General features: G+C 63.9%; 10 protein-coding genes, 1 pseudogene and 2 riboswitches. Of the genes and pseudogenes, 4 read left to right on the forward strand and 7 right to left on the reverse strand.

Annotated elements, in window-relative coordinates:
* Window positions 1-87 precede the first annotated feature (87 nt).
* Window positions 88-504 (forward strand): annotated as a pseudogene (locus tag OIU19_RS00615) (methyl-accepting chemotaxis protein); the annotation flags it as partial.
* Here the strand turns inward: OIU19_RS00615 and OIU19_RS00620 are convergent.
* The 7 genes from OIU19_RS00620 to OIU19_RS00650 form a co-directional block, all read right to left on the reverse strand.
* Window positions 479-3745 carry a transporter substrate-binding domain-containing protein gene (locus OIU19_RS00620; protein ID WP_264232802.1) on the reverse strand — a complete coding sequence of 1089 codons (3267 nt, stop codon included), beginning with the start codon at window positions 3743-3745 and terminating at the stop codon, window positions 479-481. The pseudogene OIU19_RS00615 and the gene OIU19_RS00620 overlap by 26 nt on opposite strands.
* Window positions 3746-3758: 13 nt before the next feature.
* Window positions 3759-4373, reverse strand: coding sequence for a response regulator transcription factor (locus OIU19_RS00625; RefSeq protein ID WP_264232595.1), 615 nt, complete (start codon window positions 4371-4373; stop codon window positions 3759-3761).
* A 220-nt stretch (window positions 4374-4593) separates the two neighbouring features.
* Window positions 4594-4836 carry a DUF1272 domain-containing protein gene (locus tag OIU19_RS00630; RefSeq protein WP_264232596.1) on the reverse strand — a complete coding sequence of 81 codons (243 nt, stop codon included), beginning with the start codon at window positions 4834-4836 and terminating at the stop codon, window positions 4594-4596.
* Window positions 4837-4900: 64 nt separating this feature from the next.
* Complete coding sequence (cobM, locus tag OIU19_RS00635) at window positions 4901-5653, reverse strand: precorrin-4 C(11)-methyltransferase (protein WP_264232597.1); 753 nt, start codon at window positions 5651-5653, stop codon at window positions 4901-4903.
* A gap of 30 nt (window positions 5654-5683) precedes the next feature.
* On the reverse strand, window positions 5684-6076 hold the full coding sequence (locus OIU19_RS00640; protein WP_264232803.1) for a cobalamin biosynthesis protein: 393 nt from the start codon (window positions 6074-6076) through the stop codon (window positions 5684-5686).
* A 17-nt stretch (window positions 6077-6093) separates the two neighbouring features.
* Window positions 6094-6783, reverse strand: a complete 690-nt coding sequence (locus OIU19_RS00645) for a CbtA family protein (protein ID WP_264232598.1) — start codon at window positions 6781-6783, stop codon at window positions 6094-6096.
* Window positions 6784-6793: 10 nt separating this feature from the next.
* Window positions 6794-6979 (reverse strand): CbtB-domain containing protein, encoded by a 186-nt coding sequence (locus tag OIU19_RS00650; RefSeq protein WP_186554322.1) that lies wholly within the window; start codon window positions 6977-6979, stop codon window positions 6794-6796.
* A 98-nt stretch (window positions 6980-7077) separates the two neighbouring features.
* A riboswitch (cobalamin riboswitch) is annotated at window positions 7078-7303 on the reverse strand.
* A gap of 175 nt (window positions 7304-7478) precedes the next feature.
* Window positions 7479-7679: riboswitch (cobalamin riboswitch) on the forward strand.
* A 99-nt stretch (window positions 7680-7778) separates the two neighbouring features.
* On the opposite strand from OIU19_RS00650, the gene cobW reads away from it, so the two are divergent.
* Genes cobW through OIU19_RS00665 form a run of 3 tightly spaced genes read left to right on the forward strand, consistent with a single transcriptional unit; the run spans window position 7779 to window position 13626 of the window.
* Window positions 7779-8846: a cobalamin biosynthesis protein CobW gene (cobW, locus tag OIU19_RS00655; protein WP_264232599.1), complete on the forward strand. Its 1068-nt coding sequence runs from the start codon at window positions 7779-7781 to the stop codon at window positions 8844-8846.
* 3 nt (window positions 8847-8849) lie between these two features.
* Window positions 8850-12620: a cobaltochelatase subunit CobN gene (cobN, locus tag OIU19_RS00660; protein ID WP_264232601.1), complete on the forward strand. Its 3771-nt coding sequence runs from the start codon at window positions 8850-8852 to the stop codon at window positions 12618-12620.
* Window positions 12613-13626 (forward strand): ATP-binding protein, encoded by a 1014-nt coding sequence (locus tag OIU19_RS00665; RefSeq protein WP_264232603.1) that lies wholly within the window; start codon window positions 12613-12615, stop codon window positions 13624-13626. The genes cobN and OIU19_RS00665 overlap by 8 nt, the downstream gene beginning before the upstream one ends.
* The last annotated feature ends 13 nt before the right edge of the window (window positions 13627-13639 follow it).

The raw sequence follows: 13639 nt of genomic DNA on the forward strand, positions 1-13639 counted from the left end.
GCCAGTTCCGTGCAGACCGACGCCTGCGCCCGCAAAGGCAGCGATGTGGTGCAACAGACAGTGCAGGTGATCGAGCAGATTTCCCAGGAGTTGAGCGATGCCGCGCGCACTATCGATGCGGTGAGTAAGCAGTCGGAAGTGATTGGCCAGATTGTCCTGACCATCCGGGGTATCGCTGATCAGACCAACCTGTTAGCGCTCAACGCAGCGATCGAGGCGGCCCGTGCAGGCGAACACGGCCGTGGCTTTGCTGTCGTCGCTGACGAGGTGCGCAGCCTGGCGGCGCGCACGAGCAAGGCTACCTTGGAGATCGTTGATGTGGTGCGCCAGAACCACGACCTGTCGCTGACTGCGGTGGCCAGCATGCAGTCGAGCCTGTCGCGCACTGGGCGCGGGGTAGCGTTGGCCAACGAGGCGGGTACGGTGATCCAGGAAATTCAACAGGGATCGCGGCATGTGGTCGATGCCATCAGCCAGATCAGCTCGACGTTGCAATTGCATTAAGGTTTTCGCGCAGCTCTCGTTGCAGCGTCTGCAGGCTTGCCTCCAGGCGCTGGAGCAGTTTCGAGGTGGGTTCGTGGCGGCTGATGGCCTGTTCCACGGCTTCGCAGTCGCGCACCACGCCCCTGACTTTGAGCATCTTTGCTCCGCCTTTGATCCGGTGCACCAAGGTCCGCACAGCGTCTTCGCGCGGTGCCGGGCCTAAGGCGCGTAAGCCCTGCAGGTCTTCGCTGGCGCTCTGTGCCAGCTGCTCAAGCAGGCGTCTGATCAAGGTGGCGTCATCCTGGGTCAGGTGGCGCAGTTCATCGAGGTTAAAGCCGCTGCTGTTTAACCCAGGCTCTGCCTCAGGCGGTTGGACCACAGGCAGGTGCGCCTTGATGGTTTGCAAACCGATAGGCTTGAACAGGCAGTCGTCCATGCCGCTGGCCAGGCAGCGTTCACGCTCTTCGACCTGGGCATTGGCGGTGACGCCGAGGATCCGGCAAGGAGGGCGGTGAGTGAGTTTTTCCGCGGCGCGTATGCGCTGCGTCAGTTCATGGCCATCCATCACCGGCATGCTGCAGTCGGTGATCACCAAGTCAAACTGGCCGGTCTGCCAGAGGCCGAACGCCGCCTGGCCATGCTCGGCCAGTGTCACCTGATGGCCCAAAGTGGAGAGCTGCTTGTCCAGCAACAGCAGGTTGGCTGGGTAGTCGTCAACCACCAGAATGTTCAGCGGCCCGCCCTGCTCGATGGGATCAGCTTCGGCTGGCTCGACCTCGGCAGGCGCCTGGGCGGTTGTCAGTTGCAGCGTCACCTCGACCTTGGTGCCCATGCCCTCGACACTTTGCAGGGTCAACTTGCCGCCCATCAGTTCGGCCAAGGTGCGGCTGATTACCAGACCCAAACCTGCACCCTGGCGCGCACGTGGACCGTCTACCTGGGCGAAGCTATTGAACAGTTTGGCCTGGTCGGCCGGGCTGATGCCCACGCCGCTATCTTGCACGCAGAGTGTGACCTGTACGGGTTGGTTGGCTTGCCCAGTCGCGGCCGACAGGCGTACCAGAATTTCACCGCGATCGGTGAACTTGATCGCGTTGCTCAGCAGGTTGGACAGCACTTGCTTGAGGCGCAATGGATCGGCCTGCAGCCAAAGCGCCTGCTCGGGCAGCTCGGTACGCAAGTGCAGGCCCTTGATGCGGGCATTGCCATCGAACACCCGTACCGTCGCGCGGACCAGGTCGACCAGGTCGGTCGGTGCTGGTTGCAAGGTCATGTGACCGGATTCGATGCGGGAAATATCGAGGATATCGCCGATCAGCTCGAGCAGGCCGACAGCCGAGTCATGCGCAGTCTGTAAGGTGTGGGGGTCGCTTTGGCCATTTTGAGCGTCCTCCAATGCCAACTCCAGCAAGCCGATCACCGCATTCATCGGCGTGCGGATTTCGTGGCTCATGGTGGCCAGGAAGGTGCTTTTGGTCTGGCTGGCCTGTTCGGCGTCGTCCTTGGCCTGGCGCAGTTGTTCGAGCAGGCCGCGGCTCAGTGCCAACTGGGCCTGCAGTGCACCTTGAGCCTCGGTACGTTGATGGATCAATTTGCGCAGGTAGCTGTTCCAGAACACCACGCCTGCCAGCAGCAGCGCGGCAAGGATCAATACCTGCAAAGCCAGGGTGCGGTAATTGCGCCACGGGCTGTCACTGACCAGGGTACTGCTGCGCCAGCGGTTGACCAGTTGGTCCATCTCGTCGGGGGGAATGCTGAGCAAGGCTTTGTTGAGGATGCTTTGCAGCTCGACCAGCTCGGGTGCGACAGCGAACGAAGCGCTCGCTGGATCGTCGCTTTGCAGGCCGGCAATTCGCAGCTTGCCTTTGAACACCTGGCCAATGTAATAGCCGGCATTGATCAGGCTGCTCAGGGCCACATCGGCTTCACCATTGGCTACCGCTTCCATCAAGCCCAGTGGGGTGTTCACTTCGACGAAGCGGGCATGGGCGTACTGGGCCTGGAGCAAGGCGCGCTGGGGCGAACCGCGGATCAACGCGACCCGCTTGCCTTCCAGCGAGCGCGAACCTGCCGGCCACGCCATATCCGCGCGGGTTACCAAGACCCGCGGGCTGACCAGGTAGGGGCGGGTGTAGCGCAGGCGGGCGGCTCGGTCGCCGCCATAGCCCAAGGCGCCGATCATCTGCGCCTCACCTTGGGCGACCTGTTCGACCATTGCCTGCACCGAGTCGACTTCAACGCAATTGAACTGCAGGCCGGTGCGCAGGCTGATTTGCCGGAGCAGGTCCATGGTGATGCCGGTAGGGCGTTGCTGGCTGTCGTTGAAGGTCAGTGGAGCCAGGGAGGGATTGACCAGCACGCGCACCACCGGGTGGCGGGTAATCCACTCTTGTTCGGCGGTAGTCAGCGCCGCCACCCGGCGCTGCATCAGCAGACTGGTATTGCCGCTGCTCCAGCGACGCAGAATATTCAGGCGTTCGCTGTCGGTGATTCTGTCGAGCGCATCATCCACCAAACGGCGCAACTGGGTGTTTTCATTGGCCAAGGCGAAGGCAAAGAACTCAGCAGGCAGGGGCGAGAAGTGATCTACCCGAATCTGCCCTTGGTAGCTCTTGCCGATCAAGTAGTCGGTGCTGATGGCATCGCCCAGGTAGGCATCCACCTCGCCCAGTGCCACAGCCGACAGGCCTGCCAGGGTCGAGCGATAGAGCGACAGCTGCGCTTGGGGATAGTGCGCGCGGACCATTTCGGTTGGCAGGTAGTGATCGACCATCGCCAGGCGCAGGCCGGCGAGCGCGTTGCTCTGATTGAGGGTATGCCCTTGGCGGCTGACGATCACCGGCAAGTCATCGGCATACGGCTGGCTCAGGCTCAGTTGGGCCTCGACCGCTTCGAAGGCATTGGAGCTGCCCAAAAGATCGATGCGTCCTTCATGCAGGGCGGCGATTGCCTCCTCGCGGCTGGGAAAGCGCCGTACCTCGATGGGAATGCCCAGCTGTTCGGCGATCAGTCCCGCGTAATCGGCACTCAAGCCCTCATAGTCGGCCTGATCAATGTTGATTTCAAAAGGCGGATAGTCAGGGCGAGAGCTGCCCAGCACCAACACCTTGCGCTTATCGAGCCAGTCACGATCTTGCTGATCCAGCACCAGCGGCGGGGCCGCGCTCGCCGAGCGGGCCAGTAGCTGGCGGACTTCGCCTTCGGCATGCGCCGGCGTGGCGAGGCTGACCGCCAGCATCATTGCCAGTAGAGCGCCCCTGATCATGTGCGCAGGTTCAGTTGACGTTATTGCGCTTGGCAAGGTCGACCATCTCAACCAGCGATTCGGCTTTGAGCTTGTCCATGATCCTTCCGCGGTAGGTACTGATGGTCTTGGCACTGAGGTTCATGCGTTCGCCGATCGACTTGTTGTTTTCGCCTCGGCTCAAGCGACGCAGAACTTCCATCTCTCGGTTGGAGAGGCTGCCCAGGCGCACGTTTTCGTTTTCCAGCGAGTTGCTGTTGACCGACATCTGCGGAAAGGTCGAATAACCCTTGACCAATGCCTTGAGGGCGAACACCAAAGATTCGGTGTCTTCATCTTTGTTGACGAAGGCGGCGATGCCTGCATCCAGGCAGCGGCGTACGTAGAGATCGGCGGGTTGTCCGGTCAGCACCAGAATTTTTGGCGCAGGTTCCAGCAACTGCAAACGCTTGATCACTTCCATGCCGTCCAGGCCCGGCAGGCCGATATCGAGAATCACCACTTGGGGCGAGAGTTTGCGCGCTAGTTGGACCGCTTCTATGCCGTTGCCGGCCTCACCGATCACCTGGAAACGTTCACGCTGCAGCAACATGCCTACGGCCATCCTTACGGTTGGGTGGTCATCGACCATCAGCACGGTTGTCATTGGGAAACTCCTGTCGGAAATTTAGTCCGTTTCCTGAATTACCCAGGAATACGTCTGTAGGGCCTGCCCGGCAGCGCGCAAGATACGTCGATTCAGAATCATTGGTAATGGCGAGTATAGGTGCGTTGAAAAAACGCGGAGGGTCTGTTGAAAAAGCCTACAAAAAAGAGCGGTTTTGCACGCCCCGGCAAGCGATTTGGCTCACCGTAGCGTGTAGGGATCAGGCGCAGGCGGGGTGCGGTTTTACGATGCGTTGCGTCGAAGCGGGATTATTACTCAGCGCCGTGCCGACGCGGCTGGGCCTAGCCAGCAGCTGGCCCGAGCAATTCGGGCAGCGCCCTTGAAAACGCTGCTCGGCGCAGGCCTGGCAGAAGGTGCATTCGAATGAGCAGATCAGCGCCTGGGTGCTTTCGGCGGGCAAGTCGACATCGCAGCATTCGCAGTTGGGGCGTAGCTCGAGCATGGGCATGACTCCGGTGGGCGAGGTAAACCGCAGTCTGCTACGCCAGCCGCGCGCCTGGCAACGCTCAGTTGCCAGGACGATAAAGGTGGGCGTGACCGGCCCGGTACAGGGCCGAGTCGCTGAAGGGGGCATCGCCCAGCACATGGCCAACCAGGATCAGTGCGGTGCGCCGGAAGTCCTTGGCCGAGGCGCGTACGACGATGTCCTGCAACGTGCCCTGGACCCAGTCCTGATCTGGCCAGGAGGCCCGATGAATCACGGCAATCGGGCAGTCGGCGCCATAGTGCGGCAGCAGCTCGGCGACGATCCGTGGCAAGTGCTTGACGCCCAAGTGGATGGCCAAGGTGCTGCCGTGCCGGGCCAGGTCCGCCAGTTGCTCGCCAGCGGGCATCGGTGAGCGGTCGCCGTAGCGGGTGAGAATCACGGTCTGGGCGACCCCAGGCAAGGTCAGTTCGCAGCCGAGCAGGGCGGCGCTGGCGGCGGTGGCGGTGACGCCCGGGATGATCTGGTAGTCGATGCCCAGCTCGCGCAGGCAGCGGATCTGCTCGCCAATGGCCCCATACAGACTTGGATCGCCGCTGTGCACGCGGGCCACATCCTGGCCTTTGGCATGGGCTGTGCAGATGGCGCTGATGATCTGCTCCAGGTGCAGCTCGGCGCTGTTGATCAGTGTTTCGGCGCGGTGGCCTTCGAGCACGGCGGCCGGTACCAAGGAGCCGGCGTAGATGATCACCGGGCACTGGCGGATCAGGCGCTGGCCTTTGACCGTGATCAGTTCCGGGTCGCCGGGGCCGGCGCCGATGAAGTAGACCGTCATGGAAAATCCTTGCAGATGAAATAGGCGCGATTATCGGCCACTGGCAAAGGCGAGGGTAGCGCCGCCGAGAATCTGCCGGGGAAGTACCAGTCGCGCAGCGCCATGGGCCTGGGCAGCGAGGGCCAGGGCGCTACTTTCGGCAACGCCCCAGCAGCCGCTGTGGGTGAAGGCTGCAGTGGAACGATGGGACAGTTGCGCTTCGAAGCGTTGCAGCTGCACCGGGGTGAACACCTGCAAAGGCAGCGCGAGTTGCCTGGCCAAGTCAACCAGGCCAGGCTCGTCGGCTTTCAGCTCGATACTGGCGATGCCCTGCACTGCGCCCAGCGCCAGTTGCAGCTGTGCCAGGCCTAGGCGCAGCAGGGTTTCAAGGTGCTGCCGCGAGCAGCCCTGGCGACAGCCAAAGCCGGCATACAGCACCGGCAGGGCAGGGGCGCTAGGCATCAGGCCTGGCGGGAGCGGCGGAACAACCAGGCGCTGAGCAGGCCAAGGGCCACCCAGAACGCTGCGTTGGTCAGCCAGGAGGCGATCTTGAACTGGGTTTCCAGCGCCGCAGGGGCGAGGCTTTGATGAACCTCTGGCTGCGGCGCGCCGATCACGTGTGGCACCAGCAACAGCAGCACCCCCACCAGTTTGAGCAGCCAGTGCTGGACGAACACGATCAGCGCAAGGCCCGTGGCAGTGGCGGCGGCAGTGCCGATCCACCAGGTCTGGCGTTGGCCAAGATCGGCCGCAGCAGTGCCCGGCAACTCAGGTGGCAGGCCCAGGGTCGGCGCCAGGCAGAACACCGCGAAACCGGCCAGGCCCCACAGCGCGCCGGTGCTCACCCGGTTGGGTTCGCGCAGGCTGTACAGCGCGGCCAGGATCAGCGCGAAGCCGACCGCGACCACCAGGTTGCCGCCCGTGGTCGACAGCACGCGCTGCCAGCCATCCTCAGGCGCCCAGGCCTCGGCGCTATGTTCATGAGGTGCGTGCGCTTCGCCGGCATGCTCATGCTGCTCGGCAGGCGCTGCGGTTTCGAAGGTTTCCGCTTGAAGAATCAGCGGGCTGACCCACACGCTTTGCAGCAGGGTCAGCAACAGGGCTGCAAGCAGGCCGCTGAAGCCAGCGGTACGGGCAATGCGCTTGATCATGCGAGACTACTCAGTGGCACGGGAAGGCGGCGCTGTGGCGGGTGTCGTGGGCAGCGTTGTGCACCGCTTCGATGTGCGAGAAACCGGCAAAGTAGATCAGGCACAGGCCAAGCAGGCTGGCGCCGGCGGCGATGATCACGCGCTGGCTGAGGCTGATGGGGGTGGCGATGCTGTGCTTGGCGCTGGTGATGGGCATGACGCTTTCCTCTGCTTGTTGTAGGCAATGGGCAAGCGCGGCAGCCCCGGACGTGATTCGCCCAGGGACATGCGACAGCGCCCGCCCACCGCGGGGTGTTCATTGCTACGTAGGCAGGCCGGTCTCCGGGCTTGCGAGGTGGAGCAGGGCTCCAGCAGAGGCGTCACCTTCCCATGCCAGACAACTCGGCACAGTGGTCAAGACGCTTCCTCGCTTACCGTTGCGGGGGCAGCACCGGCATTGTCGTGGGCTTGGATGAAGAGCCTGCGACGCACCGGTTTCCCGTTTCACCCCCGTGGGGGCACCTGAACGCAAGGCGCTAGCAAACCACACCTGAGCTTCAGGCTACAAGCTGTAAGCGATGCGATGGCTGGCAAAGTCGGCTGTTTTTGGTCTGTTCAGGGACGATTGGCTGTCGTTTGTTCTGGCCTCATCGCCGGGCAAGGCCGCTCCCAAGGGATCTGGGTGCGTATCTACTTGCAGCTTATAGCCGTGATGCGTAGCCTTGCCGCTTCGAGGTTCTGCGCCTGTAGGCGCAGCTAAGACGGGAACGCGGTACAAGCCGCGGCTGCCCCCGCAACTGTAAGCACTGAACAGGATCGACACAGCCACTGCGCCCCGGCGCGGGAAGGCGTCATCCAACCGGCCTGGCGCCGGAGCGGTGCGAGCCAGGAGACCTGCCTCGTAGCGATTTCGACTTTTAATCCGGGCGGGGTGATCCGGTGGCGAACGAGCCCGGCCAATAGGCCTGAGGCTTTCGTCCTGCATGCCCGCGCCATCCTGCCAAGGGCATCGAGACATGAAAACACTGGCCAAGCTTCCCGTCACCATCGTTACCGGCTTCCTCGGCTCGGGCAAGACTACCTTGCTGCGGCACATGCTCGACAACGCCCAAGGCCGGCGCATTGCCGTTATCGTCAACGAATTCGGCGAGCTGGGCATCGACGGCGAGATTCTCAAGCAATGCAGCATTGGTTGCACCGAAGAAGAAGCCAGCGGCCGCGTCTACGAGCTGGCCAACGGCTGCCTGTGCTGCACTGTGCAGGAGGAGTTCTTCCCGGTGATGCGCGAGCTGGTGGCGCGCCGTGGCGACCTTGACCATATTCTCATCGAAACCAGCGGCCTGGCCCTGCCTAAGCCATTGGTGCAAGCCTTCCAGTGGCCAGAAATCCGCAACGCCTGCACGGTCGATGCGGTGATCACGGTGGTCGACAGCCCGGCCGTCGCGGCTGGCACCTTCGCCGCCTACCCAGACCAGGTGGATGCCCAGCGCAAGCTCGACCCCAACCTGGACCACGAATCGCCACTGCATGAACTGTTCGCCGACCAGTTGGCCAGCGCCGACCTGGTAGTGCTGAACAAGGCCGACTTGATCGACGCCGAAGGCTTGGCCAAGGTTCGCGCCGAGGTCGCCGAGGAGCTGCCAGCGGCCGTCAAAGTGATCGAGGCGAGCAGTGGTCGTCTGCCCCTTGAGGTGCTGTTGGGGGTGGGGGCAGAGTCTGAAGCGCACATCGATGGGCGTCGTACTCACCACGATTCGCACCACGACGGCGACGATCATGATGACCACGACCACGACGCTTTCGATTCCATTTCCATCGACTTGCCCGAGGCTGACGAAAGCCTGCTGCTCGACGCCCTGACCCAACTGGTGGTCGAGTTCGGCATCCTGCGCGCCAAGGGCTTCGCGGCAATCCCCGGCAAGCCGATGCGCCTGCTGATTCAAGGTGTCGGTACCCGTTTCGACAAACACTTCGACCGCGCCTGGCGTGCCGATGAACCGCGCATCACCCGCCTAGTGCTGATTGGCCAGGATTTGCACGCCGCCGAGCTCGAAGCGCGTCTGCGCCAGGCCCTGGGCGCCTGATCCATGCACTTGCTGCGGACCCAGCCCGGCGGCTTCGTGCCGGACGACAGCATCGCCGACCTCGGCCAGACCCCGGCCGAGCTGGTGATTCTCTGCAGCGGTGATTCGCACCTGGCGCTGCTGGCGGACACCGCCGAGCAGTTGCCCGGCGACTACCCCAGCGTGCGCCTGGCCAACCCGATGCAGGTGCAGAACCATGCCTCGGTCGATCTGTATGTCGACCAGGTGCTGCGCCACGCGAAGGTGATTCTGCTATCGCTGCACGGTGGGGTGGGCTATTGGCGCTACGGGGTCGAACAGTTGGTCGAGTTGGCCCGTCGCGGCGTGCAACTGATCCTGGTGCCCGGCGATGATCGTCCCGACCCGCAGTTGACCGACCTGAGCACAGTGCCGGCAGCACAGGCCGAACGGCTTTGGCACTATTTGCGCCAGGGCGGTAAGGCCAATGCGCTGAACCTGTTCAATTGCCTGGCCAGCCTGTGGCTTGAGCGTGATTACCCCTGGGACGAGCCGCAGCCGCTGCCGCGCACCGCGGTCTACCACCCGCACAAGGCCAGTGCCCAGCCAAGCGACTGGTTCGCTGATTGGGACCCGCTCCAGCCGGTGGCGCCGCTGCTGTTCTATCGCTCACATTTGCAGGCGGCCAATACCGCGTTCATCGACGTATTTTGCCAGCGCTTGCAGGCCGCGGGCCTGAACCCGCTACCGATCGCGGTCGCCAGCCTGAAAGAGCGCGGCTGCCTCGATCAGGTCGAGGCCTGGATGGATGAGGTCGAGGCCGAAGTGGTGATCAATACCACCGGTTTCGCCTTGTCCAGCCCCGAGCAGCCCAACCTGCGGCCGTTACGCCGTGATGTGCCGGTGTTGCAAGCCATTTGCGCCCAGGACAACCAGCAGGGCTGGGAAACCAGCGAGCAGGGCCTGGGCGCGCGCGATTTGGCCATGCACATTGCCTTGCCGGAACTCGATGGGCGGATCATCACCCGCCCGGTCAGCTTCAAGGACTTGGCCTGGCGCAGCGAGCGCAGCCAAGCGGATGTGGTCTGCTACCGCGCCCACCCGGAGCGGATGGACTTCGTTGCCGAACTGGCCAGGCGCTGGGTTGAACTGGCGCGTTTGCCCAATGGGCAGAAACGCGTCGCCCTGGTGCTGGCCAACTATCCGACCCGCGACGGTCGCATTGGCAATGGCGTAGGCCTGGATACGCCGGCGGCTGCGCTGAACATCTTGCAGGCGCTGCGGACCGAGGGCTATCCGCTAGGGGAATTGCCTGAAACGGGCACCGCGCTGATTCATCAGCTGTTGGGTGGCGTCACCAACGACCTGGATCACCTCGATCAACGCCCTTGCGCACAGAGCTTGAGCCTGGCCGATTACCAGCAGGCGTTCGCCCGCTTGCCCGAGGCCAATCAGCAGGCGGTGCTCGAGCGTTGGGGGCCGCCGGAACAAGATCCCATGTTCCGCAGCGGGCGGCTGATGGTAGCGGGTTTGCGTTTCGGCCTGACCTTCGTCGGGATCCAGCCTGCGCGGGGTTATCAGGTCGATCCGAGCGCGGTGTATCACGACCCCGACTTGGTCCCACCGCACGGCTACCTGGCCTTTCACTTCTGGTTGCGCCATGCCTATGCAGCCGACGCGGTGATCCATGTCGGCAAGCATGGCAACCTCGAATGGCTGCCTGGCAAGGGTGTCGGCCTGTCGGCGCAGTGCTGGCCGGATGCGCTGCTGGGGCCGCTGCCGAACATCTATCCGTTCATCGTCAATGACCCGGGTGAGGGCGCCCAGGCCAAGCGCCGGACCCAGGCGGTGATCATCGACCACCTGATGCCGCCGCTGACCCGCGCCGAAACCTATGGCCCGTTGCGTCATTTGGAGCAGTTGGCCGACGAATACTACGAAGCCCAGTTGCTCGACCCGCGCCGGGCGCGTGAGCTGCAGCGGGACATCCTCGAGCTGCTCAAAGCCAACCACATCGACCGTGAATTGCAGCTAGAAGGCCAGCTGGATGACGCCGCCATCTGGTTGCCACGCCTTGACACCTACCTTTGCGACTTGAAGGAGTCGCAGATTCGCGATGGCTTGCATGTGTTCGGCCAGTCGCCCGAGGGGCGCTTGCGCATTGATACCCTATTGGCGTTGCTGCGGGTTGCCCGCGGCGATGGCAAGGGCGGCAATGCCAGCCTGATCCGGGCCCTGGCCCAAGCCCTGGCGCTAGGCTTCGATCCGCTGGACTGCGATCTTGGCCTGGCCTGGCAAGGGCCACGGCCGCCGCTGTTGCAGGCGCTCGGTGAAAGCCCATGGCGTACCCAGGGTGATACCCGTGAGCGGCTCGAGCATCTGGCCCTGGCGCTGATCGAGCAGGCGCTGGCGGGGCAACTAACGCTTGGCGCCGATGCGCAATGGCAAGGGGTCAACGCGGTGCTGCGTGAGCTGGTCGACTCGGTAGCGCCGAACCTCGACGCCTGTGGCGCGGCCGAGCTTGACGGCCTGCTCGCGGCGCTTGCAGGCCGCTTCGTGCCAGCAGGCCCCAGTGGCGCGCCCAGCCGCGGGCGCCTGGACGTATTGCCCACTGGGCGCAACTTCTACACGGTGGATGTGCGCAACCTGCCCACCACCACGGCCTGGCGGCTGGGCTTTGCCTCGGCCAACCTGATTCTGGAGCGGCACCTGCAGGAGCACGGCGATCACCTGCGCCAGCTGGGGCTGTCGGTCTGGGGCACGGCCACCATGCGTACCGGCGGTGACGACATTGCCCAGGCCATGGCCTTGATGGGCGTGCGTCCGGTCTGGGCCACCGGCAGTCAGCGGGTCGATGATTTCGAAATCCTGCCCTTGAGCCTGCTTGACCGGCCGCGGGTGGACGTCACCTTGCGGGTTTCCGGGTTCTTCCGTGATGCGTTCGGCAACCTGATCCGCCTTTTCGATGCCGCGGTGCAGGCGGTGGCAGCGCTCGATGAGCCCGCCGACCTCAACCCTCTGGCGGCGCGCGTGCGCGCGGAGCGAGAAGCGTTGCAAGCGCAAGGCGTTGACGCCGAACAGGCGGCGCGACAGGCCGGTTGGCGGGTGTTCGGGGCCAAGCCTGGTGCCTATGGCGCCGGGGTGCAGAATGCCATCGACGGGCGCTTGTGGCAGGGCCGCGAAGACCTGGCCGAGGTTTATCTCAACCACGGTGGCTATGCCTATGGTGGCGCTGACGAGGGCACCCCGGCCCGCGCCCAGTTCGCCACACGGCTGGGCCAGGTCCAGGCCGTGTTGCAGAACCAGGACAACCACGAGCACGACCTGCTTGACTCCAATGACTACTACCAGTTCCAGGGCGGCATGCTGGCAGCGGCCGAGACCTTGGCTGGCTCGACAGTGGCCAGTTATCACGGTGATCACAGCCAGGTCGATCGGCCGCGCATCCGCACCCTCAAGGAAGAGCTGAACCGGGTGATCCGTGCCCGCGCGCTGAACCCGAAGTGGATCGACGGCGCCAAGCGTCATGGTTACAAGGGCGCCTTCGAATTGGCCGCCACGGTGGACAACCTGTTCGCCTTCGACGCCACCACGCACCTGATCGACGACCATCATTATCAGTCGCTGGCCGAGGCCTATGTGCTCGATCCAGCGACCCGTGACTTTATGCGTGAGCACAACCCAGAAGCCCTGCGCGACCTCACCGAGCGCCTGCTTGAAGCCCAGCAAAGGGGCCTCTGGCAAGAGCCGGGCGCGTACCGCGAAGCCCTCGAAGAGCAGCTGCTCGAGGGCGAGGAAGATTCGTTAAATGACTGAACCCGTGCAATTTCCCCTGGCCGCCGTAGTCGGCGCCGAGCCGCTCAAACTGGCCCTGTGCCTGACCGCGATCGACCCCAAGATTGGCGGCGTGCTGATCGAAGGCCCGCGTGGCATGGCCAAAAGTACCTTGGCCCGTGGCCTGGCCGACTTGCTAGGCAATGCCGAGCACAGCCCGCCGTTCGTCACCTTGCCACTGGGGGCGACTGAAGAGCGCCTGGTCGGCACCTTGGATCTGGATGCCGCACTGGGGCAGGGCAAGGCCCAGTTTTCCCCAGGAGTGCTGGCCCATGCCAATGGCGGCGTGTTGTACGTCGATGAGGTCAATCTGCTGCCTGATCCTCTGGTGGACCTGCTGCTGGATGTCGCCGCCAGTGGCACCAACCGCATCGAGCGCGACGGCATCTCCCATCGGCACGACGCCCGTTTCGTGCTGATCGGCACGATGAACCCGGAGGAGGGTGAACTACGTCCGCAATTGCTCGACCGCTTCGGCTTGAATGTTTCCCTCGATGGCCTGCCCAAGCCTGCGGCGCGTCAGCAGATCATTCGCCGGCGTCTGGCGTTCGACAGCGATCCGCAGGCGTTCTGCGCCCAGTGGGCAAGCGCTCAGGCGCAGCTGCGCGAGCGTTGCCAGAACGCTCGCCAGCGGCTTGAGCAGATTGCCTTGGATGACCAAGCGTTGGCCTGGATTACCGAGCGTTGTTTTGCTGCTGGAGTGGATGGCCTGCGCGCTGACCTGGTCTGGTTGCGCGCAGCGCGTGCCCATGCTGCCTGGCGCGGCAGTGAGGCTATCGAAGAGCAGGATGTCGACGCCGTCGCAGAATTCGCCCTGCGCCATCGTCGGCGAGAAGCGCTGGCCGCCAATCCGCCAAGTGCAGCGCCCGCTGCTGATGGTGTCGATAGCAAGCCTGAGGGTGGCCAGGGTGACTGGGGAGCGCTACCGCCACAACCGGTAGCAGCTGGCCCGCGGCGCGAGGTGCCGAACTGGGCAAAAAAGCCCTGAGCATCCGCCAGCC

Origin of the sequence: Pseudomonas sp. BT-42-2 (genome assembly GCF_025847435.2) — a bacterium.
In the GTDB taxonomy this organism is placed as follows: Bacteria; Pseudomonadota; Gammaproteobacteria; order Pseudomonadales; family Pseudomonadaceae; genus Aquipseudomonas; species Aquipseudomonas urmiensis.